Origin of the sequence: Sporosarcina trichiuri, assembly GCF_030406775.1 — a bacterium.
In the GTDB taxonomy this organism is placed as follows: Bacteria; Bacillota; Bacilli; order Bacillales_A; family Planococcaceae; genus Sporosarcina; species Sporosarcina trichiuri.
On the sequence record NZ_CP129119.1, the window covers coordinates 2805738 to 2826078 of the forward strand.

The window sequence follows — 20341 nt, forward strand, 5'->3', positions numbered from 1 at the left end:
GAAGAGTGCTTTTTTTTGAATAAAACGGTTTGACGATATGCCGTCACGGCATCATTAAGCGAACCGCTCGGCAAAGACCGGGCTTTCCTTTCATCCATTCCATCTGAACCATGAGAAGATGCAACCAGTCTTCCGCGTTGGATTTGTATACGTTCGGAAACATACCCAAAGCATAAGGCTCCGATTTGCCGCGCTTTCATTTGCAAATGTAACCAATTGTCAAATGGAAAACAAAAGGAGATTGAGAAGTTTGACGAATTTTTCAGAACTGAATATCAGTAAATCAACACAAGACTCACTAAAGAGGATGGGCTTCGAAGAGGCCACTCCGATCCAGGAAGGCACAGTCACATTCGGTATGGAAGGCAAGGACGTCATCGGCCAGGCCCAAACAGGTACAGGTAAGACAGCCGCATTCGGTATTCCGATCATCGAAAAGATCGATACGAGCAATCCGGCTGTACAGGCGCTTGTCATTGCACCGACCCGTGAACTTGCCATCCAGGTATCCGAAGAGATCTACAAAATCGGCTATGGGAAACGCGCACGCATCCTTTCCGTTTTCGGAGGTCAGGAGATTTCACGCCAGATCCGCGCGCTCCGCAACAATCCGCAGATCGTTGTCGGAACACCGGGCCGTATACTCGACCACATCAACCGGAAGACGCTGAAGCTTGACGGCGTGCAGACGCTCGTATTGGACGAGGCGGATGAAATGCTCAACATGGGCTTCATCGAAGATATCAACGCAATCCTTTCGAACGTTCCGGATGAGCGCCAGACACTCCTGTTCTCGGCAACCATGCCGGGACCGATCCGCAAAATCGCGGAAACGTTCATGAAAGATCCTGAAATCGTAAAGATCAAGTCGAAGGAAATGACTGTCGAGAACATCGAGCAGTTCTTCGTCAAAGCACACGAGCGGGAGAAGTTCGACATCCTGTCCCGTCTGCTGAACGTCCACCAGCCGGAACTTGCCATCGTATTCGGCCGCACGAAGCGCCGGGTAGACGAACTGGCTCACGCGCTCAACATCCGCGGATACCTTGCGGAAGGCATCCACGGTGACTTGACACAGGCGAAACGGATGTCCGTATTGCGCCAGTTCAAGGAGAACAAGATCGACGTGCTGGTTGCAACAGACGTTGCAGCCCGCGGACTTGATATTTCCGGCGTAACGCACGTTTACAACTTCGATATCCCGCAAGATCCTGAAAGCTACGTACACCGTATCGGCCGTACAGGCCGTGCAGGGAAGAGCGGGATGGCGATCACGTTCGTGACACCGCGTGAAATGGGCTACTTGCGCATCGTCGAGGAAACAACGAAGAAACGCATGAAGCCGCTTCAGCCGCCGACATCGGATGAAGCACTGATGGGTCAGCAGAAACTGGCTGTCGACACACTCGAAGAAGCAGTCCAGAAGAACGAATTGAACGATTACACTCAATTCGCGACGGACCTGCTGAGCAAATATGATGCAACCGACCTTGTAGCGGCTGCATTGAAAAACCTGACAAAAGAGCCGGATGCAACACCGGTTACGATTACGGAAGAACGTCCATTGCCTTCACGCCGATCTTCTGGCGGCGGACGCGGCGGTTACAAGGGCAACCGCAGCGGCGGCAACCGTTCATTCGGCGGAGGCCGCGGATATGGCGGCAACCGACGCAGCAGCGGCGGCCGTGATGGCGGACGTCGTGATGGCGGACGCCGTGAAAGCGGCAGCCGGGATCGCGGCCGTTCGGATCGATAAAATTCAATGACGCAACGGACCCGGGAGACATCTTAACGGATATCTCCCGGGTTTTTCTTTTGCCATTTTGAAACATTCCGACGGCTTGTGCGTATGTAAGACTATAGAAGGAGGGAGTAATTTGAGAAAGCAGCCAGCAAACAAATTATCCAGAAAAGGACTGACGGTCTGGCGCCTGTACGGTATCCTGCAGACGCTTCTCGCGCTGCTGCCGGCTGCCGGTGCAGGAGTCCTGGCATACATATTCGATTGGCACTGGTGGGTGTACGTTGCCGCTTCGGCAGCCGTGATCATTTTCGGCATCCTGTTCATCAATCTGTTTCCGCGTCTCCGATGGTCCAGATGGCGATATGAAGTCCGTGAGACGGAGATCGAACTGCAGCACGGCATATTCATCGTCAAGCGGACGCTGATCCCGATGGTGCGTGTCCAGCATGTCGACACTGCACAAGGTCCGATTTTAAAGCGCTACGTTTTATCAGCGATTTCGATCTCCACTGCGGCGACCGTGCACTCGATCCCGATGCTGGAGGCCGGGGAAGCGGATGAATTGCGGAACCGCATTTCAGCGCTTGCAAAGGTGGCGGAAGACGATGTCTGAACGGCATTACAAACTGCACTGGGTGACAGTGCTCGTGGAGACACTGAAAGCTGTGAAGGATGCGATTCTCCCGCTGCTGGTCGTCCTGTTCACCGGCAGCCGGAATAACGACACGGGAAATTGGTTCCTCGACAACTGGTCCCTGCTGTTCGGGGGAGGGCTTGCACTATTCCTCATTCTGAGCGGCCTTATCAAATGGCTCCGGTTCTCCTATTGGTTCGAAGACGGGGAACTGCGCATCGAGTCGGGACTGTTCGTCAAGAAGAAGCGGTATATCCCATTCGAACGGATCCAGAGCCTGAATTACACGGAAGGCATCTTTCACCGGCCTTTCGGTCTGGTGAAAGTGGAAGTCGAAACAGCCGCGTCAGGCAGCGGCGAGTCGGAAGCCGAATTGACAGCTGTCACCCGGGAAGACGCCGACCGTATCAAACAGAGGATTGCGGCTGGCAAACGAAAACAGGTGGAAGATGGAGAGACGGAATTGTCAGAGGACCGGGAGACCGCCGAAGAAGAAGGGGAACAGATATTCGCGATGACGCCGAAACAGCTTATCATCCTGGCGACAACCTCCAGCGGAATCGGCGTCATCTTTTCGGGCGCTGCCCTCTTCCTCTCGCAGTTCGGTGAATTCCTGCCGATCGACAAAGTAAGTGCAGAGCTGGCCGGCCTGTTGAAGTTCGGCGTCCTGCTGATCGGACTGCTTGTCTTGGCAGCTCTGCTCGGTGCGTGGGTCCTGTCGATCGCGATGACGTTCTTCTCCTACTACGGCTTCAAGGCTAGAGTAGTCGAGGATGAACTCATCATCACACGGGGGTTGATCGAGAAGAAACGCACGACCATTCCGCTGAGCCGCATCCAGAGTGTCAGTCTGCAGGAGAACCCGCTCCGTCAGTTGTTCGGCTACGCCCGGGTTGTCGTGCACAGCGCCGGGGCGGCCGGAGACGGCTCACGGATCCAGCTGTTCCCTCTGGTGAAGAAGAAAGAAGTGTATGGGCCGCTTCAGGAGATCTTCCCGGAACTCGATCTGAGAGACCCCGTGCAGAAGCTGCCGAAGCGGGGCCGCAAGTTCTACTATCGGATCGACTTTTTCTGGATGGTGCCGATCGCTGCGCTGATCAGCTGGTTTTTCTACCCATATGGACTCTGGTCGCTCCTTATTTTTCCGATTGTCATGGCATTCGGTCTGTGGCAGCACCGGTCGGCCGCCTGGCGGATCACAGGCAATCAGGCGACTATCCGGTCACGCAGTTTCGGACTGGATACTTCCTATACGATGCGCAGGAGAATCCAATCGGCCGAAGTGCGGCAGACCATCTTTCAAAAACGGAAAGACGTCGCTACCATCCATTTAAACGTAAAATCAGGAATGGGCGTCCACCGTGTCGGCATCAGGCAGATGGAGCATATTGAAGCGGAGCGGATGCTGGAGTGGTACGACCCGGAACCGGGCACCGGGGAATCCGGAGATCCCGCCGGCCGGCCGCTGGATCCGGCATGGCGATCTTGAACCGCGGGAAGTGATCATAAAAACGGATTTCCGCTCCCTCTTGAAACATTGATATACCAGGGGTTCACGGTGGTAAATGAGAGACAAAAAAATTTTTCTCTTCGATTCATGACCAGTTCCTATAATAAAAGTGAAAATATTGAAGGCCAAGCATACGCTACGCTGCCAAGGGTGGAGGTAATTTCCATCCCTGGCGGGACTGGTATGCGATGCACTCTGGATCTCCGCGTTCCTTATACTGATGTACCCTCCCATGGCTCTTGGCGTCTAGGCGCTAACATTCCTTCGTCGGATCTAGTAATAAGGCGGAGGCTGGCTATGCTCATAAGGGGACTCTGAGGTCCAATCGGAATTTCTTGCCTGCTTCTCCGTGTCATCCTGTTGTAGGTCTTACATTAGAAGGTACGTCGGTCAGCCTTGGGCCAGGGCAGGGATATCCTGTATCATACGTTGCGGATCAAATGCCCTGCGGTGTTTACACATACCGAAGAGAACATGGAGTAATTTCCGGCAGAGAACCACCATTGACTCTTTCTTCTTTAAAGGATTTTCAAGGCGTGTCGTGTAATACAGATGAAGCTGACGAAATGCTGGGTTGTGCTGAACCAATGGCAAGGTAACTCGATACAAAACAGAACGAAGACGCCGTCTGCCGCGCTTGGAGAGACGCTTCTGGCCCGTATGTTTCCCCGAAGAGCTTTCCCGAAGCATTAATCCCGCTAATTTCTCCAATTGGCGTGGATGCTTATAGTGGGTAAAGCTGCCGACTTCAGACAATAGATCGATAATAGTCGAGTCGGAAATTCCAGGCACAGAGTTTAAAATTTCATACTCATCGGTTGGCCGGATAATCGCCATCAAAGCGTCTTCCAACTCTGCCAGCTCCCGCTCTACCTGACGGAACCGACTGACAAGCGACTGAATCTCCAAGCGGGCAATCCGCTGGCCTTCAGACGCGCCGATGGTGTGCGACAACAGAGGGATCAGTTTCTTCACCTTGGCCATCTGGACAGAACGCAATCCGTCGGATTGGCGATAGAGACTACGCAAGTCATCCAAGGACTTCCCCTCGAAATCTGCAGGGAAAGGCGTGTAGGTCAGGACGGCCAATGCCATCTTGCCAAACGAGCCGAAAACCTTGCGGAACTCTGGAAAGTAGACATCCGTCCAGCGAATCAGCTTATTTTGCAGGGCAGTCCGTTCTTTGACCAAGCTATTGCGCAGCGTGGAGCCCACCCTAATATCTGCTTCATGATCCTTCAGGTGGCGCGGGTAGCTATACCGACCATCCTTCACAAGCTTAGCGATGACGATGGCATCTTTCTTGTCATTCTTGGTCTGGATGTTATCGTCCAGCTCCTTAGAACGCTTTACATGAAGTGTCTGAACAGCCACGAAGGGGATGTGCTGTTCGTGCAGGAATTGCCGCAAATTCAGGCCATAGTGGCCTGTCGGCTCGGCACCTACCAGCACATCGGTCTTGCCGAATTCCTTCATCGCGTTCTGGATCTCTGCCTGAAGAAAATCGAATCCTTGCCTGGACTGAAAGACCGGAAAAGGCTTTTTCAGCACAATGCCTCGATCGTTGACCATACAGGCGTAGTGCTTCTCCTTGGCGACATCGATACCAACTATCAAGGTTTGTTCTGTCACTTGCATGATTTTGTGATTTTGGGTATCATTCATTTCGAGTCCTCCTTGGTATTTAGTTAGGGGTCATTTCGTCTAGGAACATGACACCCCCGAATCATACCAGGAGGGCTTTTTTGCGTGCAAGCCCTTTAAAAGTTCAAAACAGGAATGCTCATAAACTACGAAAAGTGATCATAAATCCAGGATTCCGCTCATAAAACGCTGAAAATGATCATAAACTTCGAAAAGTGATCATAAAACCTGGAAACCGCTCATAAACCGGCGCAATCCGCTCATTAACCCGTCACGCCGCATCCGCCGGCATACAAAAAGACTGCCAATCTGCCGGGACAGCCGGCAGATTGACAGTCTTCCTTTACTTGCGGACAATTTTCACTTTCGGCTTGCGCCAGCTGACGATTCGCTTCGGATGGAAAATGCTGAGCCCGATCAGAAATCCTACGATGAGACCGGCGATGTGAGCGGCGGCATTGATATTCGGGCCGACGAACGTCATCACGACACCAAGGCCGATAATCGGCAGGATGATCTGGCGGAGCTGCGGCAGCAGATGTTTCGTATGATAGACAAGTGCGCCGAACGCGCCGAAGATACCGAAGATTGCACCGCTCGCCCCTACATGCGTAAACTCGGGGCCATACACGAAGAACGTCGCGATGCAGCCGAAAATCCCGGACAGGAAATAGACGGTGAGAAACCGGGCCTTCCCGGACACCTTCTCCAGTTCCGGCCCGAAGATGAACAATGAAAACATGTTGAACAGCAGGTGCATGAAGCCGCCGTGCAAAAACATCGGTGTGACCAGACGCCAATATTCCCCTTGTTCAACAAGGTAATTGGCCCCGACGCCGAACAGGAAGATCCTGTCCCCGATCCCGGGAATCATGGTCAGAAGATAGATGAGAATATTACTGGCAAGCAGTGCTGTCACAACTGGATACTGCCGGATATATTGTGAAAAACTCTCAGTACGGATAAACATTGCTCTCCCCCGATCTTTGTATCAGTATACAATTATTCAGCGCTATATGGAAAGAAGGTGATTCAATGATCACAGGAATCGGATTGGATATTGCGGAACTCGATAGAATTGAAACGCTCGACCGGAAATCAGCAAAATTCCGGGAAAGGATCTTGACGTCTGCGGAACTGGCACTCTATGAAACGCTCTCCGAGAAAAGAAAAATCGAGTTCCTCGCCGGGCGGTTTTCCGCAAAGGAAGCATTTGCGAAAGCGCTGGGCACCGGGATCGGTCCGGAATGCAGCTTCCAGGATATTTCCGTGCTGCCTGCACGAACGGGTGCGCCTGTTCTCAAGTTCAAAGGGGACTCGGCTGGAATCCTCGTCTCCATCACACACACACGTACGGTCGCCGCCGCGCAAGTTATTTTGCAAAATACCGCACACATCGGATAAGCTCCGCATAAACGACTGTCCCTCCTCATAAGATGACCTACCCGATTGAAATAGGAGAGGATGAACTGAATGCGGAGCAGACTAGTTGCGGTGTTGTTGGGTGCAGTTCTTTTGTTGCTTACAGCGTGCGGGGCGCCGTCCAAGGAAGACGTCGTCAAAAAATTGAGCGGAAAGTGGAATGATTCCAGTGGGTATGACCTGCAGGCCACCATGGAAATCAAGACCGGGGAAGAGCCGCGGACGTACGATGTGAATGTTTGGCACACGAAACCGGACTTCTACAAGGTGGATGTTTCACAACAGGGGAAAGATGAATCGCAGCTGATCGTCCGGAACGAAGAAGGGGTCTTCGTCGTGACGCCTTCCCTCGGAAAAACGTACAAATTCCAAAGTGACTGGCCGGCACAGAACAGTCAGGCTTACCTGATCAGCACACTCTCGGATGACATCAAAGCCGACAAGAAGTCGACGATGACCGAAAAAGACAAAACGTATGTCTTTGAAACGGCGACCCGCAACAACCAGAAAGCGGTATTGCCGACACAGCAGATCCATATTGATAAGAAGACACTGCTGCCGACGCATGTTACGCTTCTCGATGAAAACAAAGAGGAGAAAATCCGGGTGACATTCAAGAAGATTACACTTGGTGTAAAACGCGATGCGAAGGATTATGCAGTGGAAATGGAAAACATGGATCACGAGAAAAAAGACGAGAAACCGAAAGGCGACGATAAGAAAGCTGAGCTGGAAACGTACTACCCGACTGCCCAGTTCGAAGGTGTCACACTGTTGAGCGAAGAAACGGTCGAGGCTGATTCGGGATCACGCCTATTCCTATCTTATGGCGGCGGCGGTAAAGAGTTCGTCATCGTCCAGGAACCGGCAGTGGCGATGGATAATCAACTGCCTGTCTCGGTTGAAGGTGATCCGGTCGATCTCGGATTCACGGTCGCGGCGCTGTCCGGTCAGACAATCCGCTGGGAACAGGACGGCATCTCATTCTACGCAGCATCGGAATCCCTCAGCGAAGGGGAGCTCATCCAAGTGGCGTCTTCGATGCAGCCGAACGTCGTCAAATAAGACAGCGTGACCGCACATATCCTCTGAATTGACGCATCGCCCTTTCAGGATGATAATAATCATACCGATTCTGAAAGGGTGATCGTTATGAGGCAGCGTGCAGAGTACCGGCCGACACGGGCAATCATAGACCTGGCGGCAATAGAGTCCAACGTAAAGAATCTCAAGACCGCACTTCCCTGCCGCACCGCCATAATAGCCGTCGTCAAGGCGGATGGCTACGGACACGGCGCCTCCGAATGTGCCAGAGCGGCGCTTCGGGCAGGGGCATCCATGGTATCCGTCGCCACACCGGACGAGGCGCTTGTACTGCGGGAAGACGGCATAGAAGAACCGATCCTGGTCATGGGACCGGCTCCTGTTTCATTTGTCCCTGAAGCGATCCGCCGCCGCATCGTCCTGACTGTCCCTGGAATTTCCTGGGCGAAAGAAACGGCGGCATTTCTGAAAGGTTCCAGAGAAACATTGCATGTCCATGTAAAATTTGACACAGGAATGGGCAGAATAGGGATCAGGGACGAACGGGAGGCAGAGGAACTTGCTGAACTCCTGGCGTCCGCTCCTTCAATCCAAGTGGACGGTGCATTCACACACTTTGCGCGCGCAGATGAAGAGGACCCCTCCAAAACGAAACAGCAGTTCAGCCGTTTCCTGGATGTTCTCTCGGTATTCCCCGAGAGACCAGCATGCGTGCACGCGGCAAACAGTGCCGCAGCATTCCGTTTTCCGGAATACGCCCTGGACGCTGTGCGGTTCGGCATCGGGATGTATGGAATTCCACCGAGTGACGTCATCGCAAGGCGGCTCCCGTTTCCGCTGAAACGTGCGCTGCGTCTCGAAACGGAAGCTGCTTACGTCAAACGGGCTGAAGAAGGCGAAACGATCAGCTACGGCAGCACGTACGCCGCACATGAAGGAGAATGGATTGCCACGCTTCCGATCGGATATGCAGACGGCCTGAAGCGGAATCTCCGGGAGCAGCAAGTGCTTGTCCGCGGAATCCGGATTCCTATAGCAGGAGCAATCTGCATGGACCAATGTATGATCACCCTGCCGATGGAAATTCCGGAAGGGGAACCAGTCGTCCTGATCGGCACCCAGCAAGGCGAAGAAATAAAGATGGAAGAATGGGCCGATCGTCTTGGGACAATACCCTATGAAATCGCTGTGACGATCGGCGGACGTGTACAAAGACAGTATATCAGGGGATAAGCCGGCACTCTAACACTCTCGCACTTTCGACAAATTTCCGTACCGAATCTCATACCTTGTCGCTATATTTCCTGTTTTGTCTTTTCATTGTCGAACTCCAATGGTAAGATGAACTTGTATAGAAATGAGGAACGGGTCTTTGTCGGAGGTGCTTGAGTTGAATGGTAACCAGAACAATAGAGAACTGCTTATTGAAATCCCCAACAATATGCTGAAACAAAATGAACAGACGATCGTCCATCAGGAGCAGCAGGGAGATTTCGGATATTACTCGGCGAAGCGTGTGAGGACTGATTGTGAGCTGACGACAATCAGGGAAGAGATGATGCGCGGATACGTGGAAATGTCGCAAATCAATCTCGGCATCGCAGCTGAATGTCTGCATGCGGAATTCGAAGCTCAGCATACGGTGGAACGAATCGTAAGCGGAGGATGAAAAGTTGGCAATTAAACGCGGAGATGTCTTTTTTGCGGATTTGTCGCCTGTTGTCGGTTCTGAACAGGGCGGCACACGGCCGGTCCTCGTCATCCAGAACGATATCGGGAACCGGTTCAGCCCGACTGTGATCGTTGCGGCGATCACAGCCCAAATACAAAAAGCCAAACTGCCGACTCATGTGGAGATTGATGCGGAGCGTCATGGATTCGAGCGGGATTCCGTTATCCTGCTCGAGCAAGTCCGCACACTCGACAAGTCGAGACTGACCGATAAGATCACACACCTGGACCAGCATGTCATGCAAAAGGTGGATGCGGCACTCGAGGTGAGCTTCGGCTTGACCAATATCTAGGCATACATAACAAAGAAATTCATTCCGTCTCTTTAACGGGATGGATTTTTTTGTACAGAAAAGATGCCTCTGGACCGTTTATCCGTTATACTAAAGAGTAAACAGTGAACGCAGCAGTATGAGAGGGAGGACAAGGCAGATTATGAACAGCAAAATGAGGTCCGTCGTGAACGAGCACATGGACACGATCATAGATAAATGGATAGAGATGATGAAGGAAGAGAAGGGGGAGCGTTTCTTCCATTTCATGCCCCAGCATCTTGTCGAAAAGACAAGCCGTGAGTTCACGACACTTATGACTTCCAACATAAATGAGGACCAGTCCGTGCAGAACAACGAACGGCTGGACGATTTCACGGAGAAGGTCGTCCGGTTCGGATGGTCCATCAAATTCGTGAACAAAGCAATCGATAATTTTGCTTCAGTCGTATTCAATCTGCTTGAAGACGAAGAAGTGATCACTGAGCAGAACCTCCGTATCTTCATGGGCGTCTTCACCAGCTGGATCAACCCGCTGCGGGAGAGCATCATCGAAGCATATGCCATTAAGTGGGAACAGACCGACACATTACAGAAAGTCGCTCTTCAGGAGCTGTCTGCTTCTCTGATTCCTGTTGTGGAAAAAGTATCGATCATGCCCCTCGTCGGCACGATCGATACGGAACGGGCGAAGCTGATCATGGAAAACCTGCTGGAAGGGGTTGTCGAACAGCGGGCGGAAGTCGTGCTGCTGGATATTACAGGTGTTCCGGTCGTCGATACGATGGTCGCCCATCACATCATCCAGGCCGCTGATGCGGTGCGTCTTGTCGGCGCCAAATGCATGCTCGTCGGTATACGCCCGGAGATTGCCCAGACTATCGTCGCACTGGGCATCAATTTGAGTGATTTTACAACAACCAGCACACTGCGCAGAGGGATGGCGGAAGCGCTGAGTCTGACAAACCGAGAAATTGTGGAGGTTGAGTAATTATGAATGTCCGGATACCAATTTTGAAACTAGATGAAGTGTTGATCGTATCGATTCAATGGGAACTGGATGATCAGACAGCAATCCAGTTCCAGGAGGACCTGCTGAACAAGATGCACGAAACAACCGCAAGAGGTGTGGTCATCGACCTGACGTCGATCGATTTCATCGATTCATTCATAGCAAAAGTACTCGGCGACGTAATCAGTATGTCAAGCCTCATGGGTGCGAAAGTCGTCATCACCGGAATCCAGCCGGCTGTAGCCATTACGCTCATTGAGCTCGGCATCCGTCTTGAAAACGTGATGACAGCCCTCGATCTTGAAAACGGACTTACGAAGCTGCGTAAAGAATTGGAGGCCTGACTATGGACAACCGGTCTTCTGTAGAGATTTTCACGGAATGGGATATTGTTGCTGCACGACAGCTCGGCCGAAATGAAGCGAAAAACTCCGGATTCGGAACAGTGGACCAAGCGCGTATCACGACTGCAATCAGTGAGTTGGCGCGTAACATCTATTTGTATGCCGGAAAAGGCAAGATTGAAATCGAGCGGCTTTCGACAGACGGCATGAAAGGCATCACGATCATCGCCTCGGACGAGGGACCGGGGATCCCGGACATGCGCAAAGTGATGGAAGACGGATTCTCCACATCCGGAGGCCTCGGTGCGGGAATGCCGGGCGTCAAACGTTTGATGGACGACTTTAAAGTGGAATCAGAAGTCGGGAAGGGAACAACGATCACCGCTACGAAGTGGCTGCGATAAGGAGATTGACAAATGGTTCGAGACGTTGGAAAACAGTATGATGAACTGTTGAAGAAATACATCGCCAATGAGGATGAAACCGATCTGTATGCAGCGCAGCAAGTGAGCCGGAAATTCATCGAATACAAAATTTCGCCCGAAGAGGTCATCAGTCTCCATAAGACTTCCGTAGAGGAGATTTTCCCGGATCTCGCTGCACGTATCGGACCGTCCTATGATTTCCTGATCGAGGTAATGATCCATTACGGCCTTGCGCTCATGGAACACCAGAGCCTCGTTCGTAAACAGGAAGCGATGCAGATCGAGATGGATGTGGCAGTCAAAGTACAGGATATGCTCCTTGAGACATCGGTCCCGAAAGTCTGCGGATTGGATATTGGTGTCGTGAGCAAGCCGGCGAAAAAGATGAGCGGCGACTATGTCTATTTCATCGAGCAGGAGAACGGCGAAGCGTGTGTGGCGGTTGCGGATGTGATGGGGAAAGGATTGCCTGCTGCCTTATGCATGTCGATGATCAAGTTCGGCATGGACAGTCTGCGTGAGAAAGCGACAGAACCGCACCATGTTCTGCAGGTCATCAATCAGATCGTTGAAAAGAGTATGGACGATTCGATGTTCATCTCCATGTTCTATGCCAAATACGACGGCGCTCATAACAGATTCACCTATGGCTCTGCGGGGCATGAGCCTGCACTGCTGTACCGTGCATCGGAAGACCGCTTCATGGAACTCGACTCGAAAGGACTGCTTCTCGGTATCCGGAAAGAGGTCGAATTCGAACAGAAGTCTGTCGAGCTGCAGCCTGGCGATTTCATCGTCATGCTGACCGATGGGGTGACAGAAGGGCGGAATGCCGAAGGGTTCATCAGCGAGGATGTCATTTTCGATATGCTGAGAAGCGTCAGAGAGCAGCCGGCGCAGCAGATCGTCGATTACATGTATACAGAGCTCTTCAAGATGCAGAATTATATGCTTCATGACGATTTCACTTTAGTTCTGTTTAAAAAGGAATAGGATGTTTAACGGCGTGCCCAGCGGGTATAAACCACTTTAGAGGTCTAATTCAATTTAGAACAGAAAGTATGGGGTGCAGATAAATGAATTTACAAGTCGATGTACAGGAAAAAGACTGTGTGCATGTTTTTAAGATTGTCGGAGAAATAGATGCCTTTACAGCGCCTATTCTGAAAGAACGGCTAGACCAGGTGGCTGACCAGCCGGAATGCCAGGCGGTGCTCGATTTTTCGGAAGTCGACTATATGGACAGCACAGGACTTGGCGTATTCGTTGCATTTTATAAAAAAGTGAAGGCGCTGGATGGCTCTGTCAAAATCACCGGCTTGAACAAACGTTTGAAACGCCTATTCGAAATCACGGGACTCGATGACATCGTAGAGATTGAAATGGAAAGTGGGGACGTAAATGGCACCGTTTGACTACATCGAAATTAAGGTTCCTGCGAAAGCCGAGTATGTGGGCGTAGCACGACTGACAATTTCAGGATTGGCAAGCCGATTGGGGTTTACATATGACGATATCGAGGATCTGAAGATTGCCTCCAGTGAAGCGATCACGAACGCTGTCCGGCATGCGTATGTTGAGGACGAAGAAGGTGAAATTGTAGTCGGCTGTGCATTATATGAGGACAAGCTGGAGATCATGGTGGCTGATCATGGACAGAGTTTCGACTTCGAAGAAACGAAAAAACAGGTAGGACCTTATACGGAAACCGAGTCCGATGTCCAACTGCTGCGCGAAGGAGGACTTGGGCTCTATCTGATGGAAACGCTGATGGATGAGGTGAAAGTCCATCATGAAAAAGGAGTCACTGTTTTCATGACCAAATATCTTGGCAGAGAGCGGGGCGAATTGGATGTCAAACAAACAGCCTACTCGTGATCCGCTTGTGCAGGAGCAAGTGCTTGAGTGGATACGCCGTTACCAGGAAACGGAAGACGAAGAAGCGCAGACACAGCTGGTTCTGCACTACGAACGGCTTGTCCAGTCGATTGCACGCAAATATTCCAAAGGGAAATCGTATCACGAAGACATCGCGCAAGTGGGGATGCTTGGACTGCTGGGTGCCATCCGCAGATATGACCCTGACTTTGGACGCAGTTTCGAAGCGTTTGCTGTCCCTACCATCATCGGGGAAATTAAACGATTCCTCCGGGACAAGACGTGGGCGGTTCACGTGCCGCGCCGCATCAAAGAACTCGGCCCGCGCATAAAGGCTACTGTCGAAACGCTGACAACTGAACTGCAGCGCTCTCCATTGGTGAGCGAAATTGCCGATTACCTCGAAGTGGATGAAGAATCCGTACTGGAAGCGATGGAAATGGGACGCAGCTACCAGGCACTTTCCATGGATCACACGCTGGAGGCTGATTCCGAGGGTGGCACCGTTACGCTGTTTGATATTATCGGCTCGACTGATGAGGGCTATGAGAAAACGGACCAGCGGCTCCTTGTCGCAAATGCCCTGGATGTATTATCGGATAGGGAAAGACAGATTATCCAATATACATATATTGAACAGCTGAGCCAAAAAGAGACTGGGGAACTGCTTGGGATATCACAGATGCACGTATCGAGACTTCAGCGAAAAGCGATTAAAAAGCTTCAGGAAGCGATACTTGCGGCTGGCGGAGCTTCGTAATATGGAAGCGTTCAGAAACGATCATATCGAGGCCTATATATTCCAACAAGCCAAAGGTGGAAATCGTGACTCGGGCGACGTCTACTTCCTGCACTCTGAAGAGGACTACTTCGTGTGTGCGATTGCAGACGGACTGGGCAGCGGCGTACTGGCCCGGCAGTCGGCTGAAGTGATGCCGCAGATTCTGGAAGAACATCATGAAGAGACGATCGAAGAACTGCTCAGCCGCATCAACGAACACATGGTGCAGAAAAGAGGCGCAGCCGTCGCAATCATCAAAGTGGATTATGCTAAAAAAACCATCCAGCACAGCTGTGTCGGCAATGTGCGTCTGTACATCCGCCAGCAGGATGGCAAGATGCTGTACCCGCTGCCAGTCATGGGATATCTGTCAGGACGTCCCCAAAAAATGAAAACACAAGAGTATTCATATGAGCATGGAGATATCTTCTTCATGCATTCCGATGGCGTTGAATTGCGAAGTCCGAAAGCATTGCTGAGCCGCAGCGACGATCCGCTTGCGCTTTCTGAAATGGTGCGGGAAACCGTTAAACCGGGCGACGATGCGACATTCATCACAGGAACCCTGCTTCTGTAAGTGAGAAGCGGGCTTTTTTGTAGTTGTTTTCATGGTAAACTGACTAGTACAGACAGGGGGAATGGATATGGAAGAACGCATCATGGAGTTGACCGCCAAGCGGGCTGGCCTTTCGGTAAAACAGACAAAGCAAGTGGTGGATCTACTGGAAGAAGGCAACACGGTCCCTTTCATTGCGCGGTATCGAAAGGAAGCGACGGGGTCACTCGATGAAGTCCAGATCAAGGATATTGAAGACGCATACCAATACAGCAAGGGATTGGAGCAGCGAAAAGAAGAAGTGCTACGGCTCATCGGAGAGCAGGGAAAGCTGACACCGGAGCTTGAAACGCAGATCCAAACTGCGGATGTCCTGCAGCGGCTTGAGGACTTGTACCGCCCCTATAAACAGAAGCGCCGGACACGGGCGATGATTGCCATCGAAAAAGGGCTGGAAGGACTTGCGGATAAACTGTCTCTGTTCACGAACGAACAGCCCGAATCAATCGCATCAGCCTATGTGAATCCTGAAAAGGAAGTCGGTACTGCCGACGAAGCACTTGCCGGTGCACGCGACATTCTGGCCGAGCGGATGGCAGATGATGCTGCTGTACGCGACAAAGTGCGGAAGCTGTCCTGGGCTGGGGGAACAATCCTATCCTCGATGAAAAAGGCTGCTGACGATGAAAAAGGCGTCTTCGAGATGTACTACGACTATGAAGAACCGCTAGCCAAAGTCGTCCCTCACCGGGTGCTGGCACTCAATCGCGGAGAGAAAGAGAACGTCCTGCGGGTTGCCATCGGCTTTCCTGCTGAACGGATCATAGGCGACCTGCAGCGGTTTGTTATCAAACGCGCTTCCTCGCCTGCAGCAAAGCACGTCGAGGAAGCACTGGAAGACTCGTTCAAGCGGCTGATCGCCCCGTCTGTGGAACGGGAAATACGGGCTGCTCTTTCCGAAAAAGCGGAAACCCAGGCAATCCACGTGTTCTCGGAAAACCTGAAAAGCCTATTACTGCAGCCACCATTGAAAGGACGGATGGTGCTCGGCGTGGACCCTGCATTCCGGACAGGCTGTAAACTTGCTGTCATCGATGAGACGGGCAAGATGCTGGATATTTCCGTGATTTATCCGCATCCGCCCAAACCCCAGAAGGCGGCTGCAAAACAGACTGTCCTGCAGCTGCTGGACAAGTATGGGATCCAGCTCATCGCAATAGGAAACGGCACGGCCTCCAGGGAGACGGAGAAGTTCATTGCTGACATCATCCGGGACATCGATTCAGAGGTATCCTACGTCATTGTCAATGAAGCAGGGGCAAGCGTCTATTCGGCTTCACCGCTGGCACGGGCGGAATTTCCGGACCTGCAGGTAGAGCAGCGCAGTGCAGTTTCCATAGCGCGGCGTCTGCAGGACCCGCTCTCTGAATTGGTGAAAATCGATCCTGAATCCATCGGGGTGGGACAATACCAGCATGATGTGCCGAAAAAGCAGTTGACAGACTCACTGTCCTTTGTCGTGGAAACCGCCGTGAACAGGGTCGGTGTCAACGTCAACACAGCGTCTGCTTCACTGCTCCAGTATGTTGCCGGGCTGTCCAAGACTGTTGCGGAAAATATCGTCAGGAAGCGGGAAGAGGAAGGCCGGTTTGAAAAACGGACTGAGCTGAAAAAGATTCCGAGACTCGGTGCCAAGACATACGAGCAGGCGATCGGCTTCCTCCGCATTCCGAATGCGAAAGAACCATTCGATGCAACAGGCATACACCCGGAAAGTTACAAACTTGCGGAAGACATCCTGAAAGAAGCCGGTCTAACGAAGAAACAGATCGGATCCAGCGAAGCAGTGGAAGCTTTGTCAGCCCTCGACTGCAGGGAGACGGCAGAAAAGCTCGGCAGCGGCCATGCAACAGTGAAAGACGTCATTGAGATGCTGAAACGTCCGAACCGGGATCCGCGTGATGCATACCCCCAGCCGCTGCTCAAAGCGGACATTCTGGATTTGAAAGACTTGCATGAAGGGATGGAAATGCAGGGGACCGTACGGAATGTCGTCGATTTTGGAGCTTTCGTCGATATCGGCGTTCACGAGGACGGCCTTGTCCACATATCTAAACTGAAAAAGGGATATGTGAAACACCCGCTGGACGTAGTGGCTTCGGGGGATATCATAACGGTGTGGGTAGAGGCGGTCGACAAAGCAAAAGGAAGAATATCCTTAACGATGCTGCCGCCTGCAGGTAAATGAGCCCCCAAGAACGGCAGATGCCTGAAAGCGAACTCCAGTCATTGGCCGAGCAGCTCTCCCTGCGCTATTTTCATAAGCCGTTTGTGCATGAGGCTGTCTATAATCCCCGCCTCCGCACAACTGGGGGCAGGTATATGCTTGGAGATCACTCCATCCAAGTGAATCCAGAAGTGGAGCGCGTCCATGGAAGGGAAGAAATGATCGGCGTCCTGAAACATGAATTGTGTCATTATCATCTTCATATAGAAGGCAGAGGATACAAACACGGTGACCGGGATTTCAGGGAACTGCTGCAGAGGACAGGTTCCCCCCGATACTGCAAACCGCTGGCCGCTAGACAGGCACGCAGAGTACGCGAGTATACGTGCAGTGTCTGCCGGATGAAATATGAAAGGAAGAAACGGGTGGATACAGCTCGGTATCGATGCGGAAAGTGCCATGGGAAGCTGGAAGAAACAACATGAAGATCTGTTCAAAGGCGGCTGGATCCTTGATAGCAAAAGGGTTCGGCCGCTTTTTAAAACTTTTTCAGAAAAACTGTTGACGATTGCTGAAAGACTGTCTATAATAGAAAAAGTCGATTGGGAACAACGACAACGCAACACAGCAACCATAATGACGGCCCCTTGGTCAAGCGGTTAAGACACCGCCCTTTCACGGCGGTAACACGGGTTCGAATCCCGTAGGGGTCACCATGTTATTCTTCAATGAATATGTGAATACTGGGGTATAGCCAAGCGGTAAGGCAACGGACTTTGACTCCGTCACTCGTTGGTTCGAATCCAGCTACCCCAGCCAAGTTTTTAAACTTCGTTTAAAAAACTTTGCGCAAAATACTGTCAGGTATTTTAAGCGAACATTTTCGTTTTGGATTTTAAATGAACGAGCCATTAGCTCAGTTGGTAGAGCATCTGACTTTTAATCAGAGGGTCGCAGGTTCGAATCCTGCATGGCTCACCATTCAATACTTTTTTAAAAAAAGTATTGACAACGACTGCGAGTCCTGTATAATAAGGGATGTCGCAAAAATAATAAATACGCGGTAGTGGCGGAATGGCAGACGCGCTAGGTTGAGGGCCTAGTGGGTGAATAACCCGTGGAGGTTCAAGTCCTCTCTACCGCACCAAATTTTTTAATCTCAAAGAGCGCCCGTAGCTCAATTGGATAGAGCGTCTGACTACGGATCAGAAGGTTGTGGATTCGACTTCTGCCGGGCGCGCCATATAATGCGGGTGTAGTTTAGTGGTAAAACCTCAGCCTTCCAAGCTGATGATGAGGGTTCGATTCCCTTCACCCGCTCCATTATCATTACAACATGAACCTTGAAAACTGAACAGCAAAATGTCAACGAATTAACGTTTGGGAAGCCGACCCCGTCGGCGGAACAGACAAAACCAGATCAACAGATCTGATAGACATCTTAAATGATGCCAGCAAGAATTGAGCAATCGATTCTCTTTTATGGAGAGTTTGATCCTGGCTCAGGACGAACGCTGGCGGCATGCCTAATACATGCAAGTCGAGCGGATCAATGGGAGCTTGCTCCCGGCGATCAGCGGCGGACGGGTGAGTAACACGTGGGCAACCTGCCCTGCAGATGGGGATAACTCCGGGAAACCGGGGCTAATACCGAATAATCAGTTCCTCCGCATGGAGGAACTCTGAAAGACGGTTTCGGCTGTCACTGCAGGATGGGCCCGCGGCGCATTAGCTAGTTGGTGGGGTAATGGCCTACCAAGGCGACGATGCGTAGCCGACCTGAGAGGGTGATCGGCCACACTGGGACTGAGACACGGCCCAGACTCCTACGGGAGGCAGCAGTAGGGAATCTTCCACAATGGACGAAAGTCTGATGGAGCAATGCCGCGTGAGTGAAGAAGGTTTTCGGATCGTAAAGCTCTGTTGCGAGGGAAGAACACGTACGGGAGTCACTGCCCGTACCTTGACGGTACCTCGTCAGAAAGCCACGGCTAACTACGTGCCAGCAGCCGCGGTAATACGTAGGTGGCAAGCGTTGTCCGGAATTATTGGGCGTAAAGCGCGCGCAGGCGGTCCTTTAAGTCTGATGTGAAAGCCCACGGCTCAACCGTGGAGGGTCATTGGAAACTGGGGGACTTGAGTGCAGAAGAGGAAAGCGGAATTCCACGTGTAGCGGTGAAATGCGTAGAGATGTGGAGGAACACCAGTGGCGAAGGCGGCTTTCTGGTCTGTAACTGACGCTGAGGCGCGAAAGCGTGGGGAGCAAACAGGATTAGATACCCTGGTAGTCCACGCCGTAAACGATGAGTGCTAAGTGTTAGGGGGTTTCCGCCCCTTAGTGCTGCAGCTAACGCATTAAGCACTCCGCCTGGGGAGTACGGCCGCAAGGCTGAAACTCAAAGGAATTGACGGGGACCCGCACAAGCGGTGGAGCATGTGGTTTAATTCGAAGCAACGCGAAGAACCTTACCAGGTCTTGACATCCCGCTGACCGGCATGGAGACATGCCTTCCCCTTCGGGGGCAGCGGTGACAGGTGGTGCATGGTTGTCGTCAGCTCGTGTCGTGAGATGTTGGGTTAAGTCCCGCAACGAGCGCAACCCTTAATCTTAGTTGCCATCATTCAGTTGGGCACTCTAAGGTGACTGCCGGTGACAAACCGGAGGAAGGTGGGGATGACGTCAAATCATCATGCCCCTTATGACCTGGGCTACACACGTGCTACAATGGACGGTACAGAGGGCTGCAAACCCGCGAGGGGGAGCCAATCCCAGAAAACCGTTCCCAGTTCGGATTGCAGGCTGCAACTCGCCTGCATGAAGCCGGAATCGCTAGTAATCGTGGATCAGCATGCCACGGTGAATACGTTCCCGGGTCTTGTACACACCGCCCGTCACACCACGAGAGTTTGTAACACCCGAAGTCGGTGGGGTAACCCTTACGGGAGCCAGCCGCCGAAGGTGGGACAGATGATTGGGGTGAAGTCGTAACAAGGTAGCCGTATCGGAAGGTGCGGCTGGATCACCTCCTTTCTAAGGATATATGTCAGCGGAACCTCCTTGCGAGGAAGAAGCTGCACATTCGGAAAAGAACCTTCGGTTCTTACGTTGACATTTTG

Annotated in this window: 20 protein-coding genes, 6 tRNA genes and 1 rRNA gene; 25 read left to right on the plus strand and 2 right to left on the minus strand. The window is 51.9% G+C overall.

Going from position 1 to position 20341, the window contains the following annotated elements; genetic code table 11:
• The first annotated feature begins 250 nt into the window (after positions 1–250).
• The 3 genes from cshA to QWT68_RS14145 all read left to right on the plus strand — a co-directional run bounded on the left by cshA (position 251) and on the right by QWT68_RS14145 (position 3867).
• Positions 251–1756: a degradosome RNA helicase CshA gene (cshA, locus tag QWT68_RS14135; protein ID WP_040285610.1), complete on the plus strand. Its 1506-nt coding sequence runs from the start codon at positions 251–253 to the stop codon at positions 1754–1756.
• Between the two features lie 121 nt (positions 1757–1877).
• Positions 1878–2357: a PH domain-containing protein gene (locus QWT68_RS14140; RefSeq protein ID WP_040285611.1), complete on the plus strand. Its 480-nt coding sequence runs from the start codon at positions 1878–1880 to the stop codon at positions 2355–2357.
• On the plus strand, positions 2350–3867 hold the full coding sequence (locus tag QWT68_RS14145; RefSeq protein ID WP_040285612.1) for a PH domain-containing protein: 1518 nt from the start codon (positions 2350–2352) through the stop codon (positions 3865–3867). The genes QWT68_RS14140 and QWT68_RS14145 overlap by 8 nt, the downstream gene beginning before the upstream one ends.
• Before the next feature lie 411 nt (positions 3868–4278).
• On the opposite strand, the gene QWT68_RS14150 is transcribed toward QWT68_RS14145, so the two are convergent.
• A complete protein-coding gene (locus tag QWT68_RS14150) occupies positions 4279–5553 on the minus strand; it encodes an IS110 family RNA-guided transposase (RefSeq protein WP_290148032.1) in 1275 nt (424 codons plus the stop codon).
• A gap of 322 nt (positions 5554–5875) precedes the next feature.
• Positions 5876–6502: a rhomboid family intramembrane serine protease gene (locus tag QWT68_RS14155; RefSeq protein ID WP_040285613.1), complete on the minus strand. Its 627-nt coding sequence runs from the start codon at positions 6500–6502 to the stop codon at positions 5876–5878.
• Positions 6503–6567: 65 nt separating this feature from the next.
• On the opposite strand from QWT68_RS14155, the gene acpS reads away from it, so the two are divergent.
• From acpS to QWT68_RS14265, 22 genes are all read left to right on the plus strand, one after another.
• Complete coding sequence (gene acpS, locus QWT68_RS14160) at positions 6568–6936, plus strand: holo-ACP synthase (RefSeq protein ID WP_040285614.1); 369 nt, start codon at positions 6568–6570, stop codon at positions 6934–6936.
• A 111-nt stretch (positions 6937–7047) separates the two neighbouring features.
• Positions 7048–8019 (plus strand): LolA family protein, encoded by a 972-nt coding sequence (locus QWT68_RS14165; protein ID WP_338066424.1) that lies wholly within the window; start codon positions 7048–7050, stop codon positions 8017–8019.
• A gap of 87 nt (positions 8020–8106) precedes the next feature.
• Positions 8107–9231, plus strand: a complete 1125-nt coding sequence (alr, locus tag QWT68_RS14170) for an alanine racemase (RefSeq protein ID WP_290148704.1) — start codon at positions 8107–8109, stop codon at positions 9229–9231.
• Between the two features lie 157 nt (positions 9232–9388).
• A complete protein-coding gene (locus QWT68_RS14175) occupies positions 9389–9667 on the plus strand; it encodes a transcriptional regulator (protein ID WP_276327484.1) in 279 nt (92 codons plus the stop codon).
• Positions 9668–9671: 4 nt separating this feature from the next.
• Positions 9672–10022 carry a type II toxin-antitoxin system PemK/MazF family toxin gene (locus tag QWT68_RS14180; protein ID WP_040285618.1) on the plus strand — a complete coding sequence of 117 codons (351 nt, stop codon included), beginning with the start codon at positions 9672–9674 and terminating at the stop codon, positions 10020–10022.
• 142 nt (positions 10023–10164) lie between these two features.
• Entirely contained in the window at positions 10165–10992 is an 828-nt protein-coding gene (locus QWT68_RS14185; RefSeq protein WP_040285619.1) for an RsbT co-antagonist protein RsbRA, read from the plus strand.
• Positions 10993–10994: 2 nt separating this feature from the next.
• Positions 10995–11357, plus strand: a complete 363-nt coding sequence (locus QWT68_RS14190) for an STAS domain-containing protein (RefSeq protein ID WP_040285620.1) — start codon at positions 10995–10997, stop codon at positions 11355–11357.
• Between the two features lie 2 nt (positions 11358–11359).
• On the plus strand, positions 11360–11761 hold the full coding sequence (locus QWT68_RS14195) for an anti-sigma regulatory factor (protein ID WP_040285621.1): 402 nt from the start codon (positions 11360–11362) through the stop codon (positions 11759–11761).
• A 12-nt stretch (positions 11762–11773) separates the two neighbouring features.
• Positions 11774–12775, plus strand: a complete 1002-nt coding sequence (locus tag QWT68_RS14200) for a PP2C family protein-serine/threonine phosphatase (RefSeq protein WP_040285622.1) — start codon at positions 11774–11776, stop codon at positions 12773–12775.
• 83 nt (positions 12776–12858) lie between these two features.
• Positions 12859–13197 (plus strand): STAS domain-containing protein, encoded by a 339-nt coding sequence (locus QWT68_RS14205; RefSeq protein WP_040285623.1) that lies wholly within the window; start codon positions 12859–12861, stop codon positions 13195–13197.
• Positions 13184–13660: an anti-sigma B factor RsbW gene (rsbW, locus tag QWT68_RS14210; protein ID WP_040285624.1), complete on the plus strand. Its 477-nt coding sequence runs from the start codon at positions 13184–13186 to the stop codon at positions 13658–13660. The genes QWT68_RS14205 and rsbW overlap by 14 nt, the downstream gene beginning before the upstream one ends.
• Entirely contained in the window at positions 13635–14420 is a 786-nt protein-coding gene (gene sigB / locus QWT68_RS14215) for an RNA polymerase sigma factor SigB (RefSeq protein ID WP_040285625.1), read from the plus strand. Before rsbW ends, sigB begins: the two co-directional genes overlap by 26 nt.
• Before the next feature lies 1 nt (position 14421).
• The gene (locus tag QWT68_RS14220; protein WP_040285626.1) at positions 14422–15018 is read left to right on the plus strand and encodes a PP2C family serine/threonine-protein phosphatase; all 597 of its coding nucleotides are present in this window, start codon (positions 14422–14424) and stop codon (positions 15016–15018) included.
• Between the two features lie 67 nt (positions 15019–15085).
• Positions 15086–17245, plus strand: coding sequence for a Tex family protein (locus QWT68_RS14225; RefSeq protein ID WP_431312208.1), 2160 nt, complete (start codon positions 15086–15088; stop codon positions 17243–17245).
• Positions 17246–17262: 17 nt separating this feature from the next.
• A complete protein-coding gene (locus QWT68_RS14230; protein ID WP_290148706.1) occupies positions 17263–17709 on the plus strand; it encodes a SprT family protein in 447 nt (148 codons plus the stop codon).
• A gap of 156 nt (positions 17710–17865) precedes the next feature.
• A tRNA-Glu gene (locus QWT68_RS14235) sits at positions 17866–17940 on the plus strand.
• 28 nt (positions 17941–17968) lie between these two features.
• A tRNA-Gln gene (locus QWT68_RS14240) sits at positions 17969–18043 on the plus strand.
• Between the two features lie 86 nt (positions 18044–18129).
• Positions 18130–18205, plus strand: a tRNA-Lys gene (locus tag QWT68_RS14245).
• 79 nt (positions 18206–18284) lie between these two features.
• A tRNA-Leu gene (locus QWT68_RS14250) sits at positions 18285–18371 on the plus strand.
• A 19-nt stretch (positions 18372–18390) separates the two neighbouring features.
• Positions 18391–18467, plus strand: a tRNA-Arg gene (locus tag QWT68_RS14255).
• Between the two features lie 6 nt (positions 18468–18473).
• Positions 18474–18547, plus strand: a tRNA-Gly gene (locus QWT68_RS14260).
• 156 nt (positions 18548–18703) lie between these two features.
• A 16S ribosomal RNA gene (locus QWT68_RS14265) occupies positions 18704–20255 on the plus strand.
• The last annotated feature ends 86 nt before the right edge of the window (positions 20256–20341 follow it).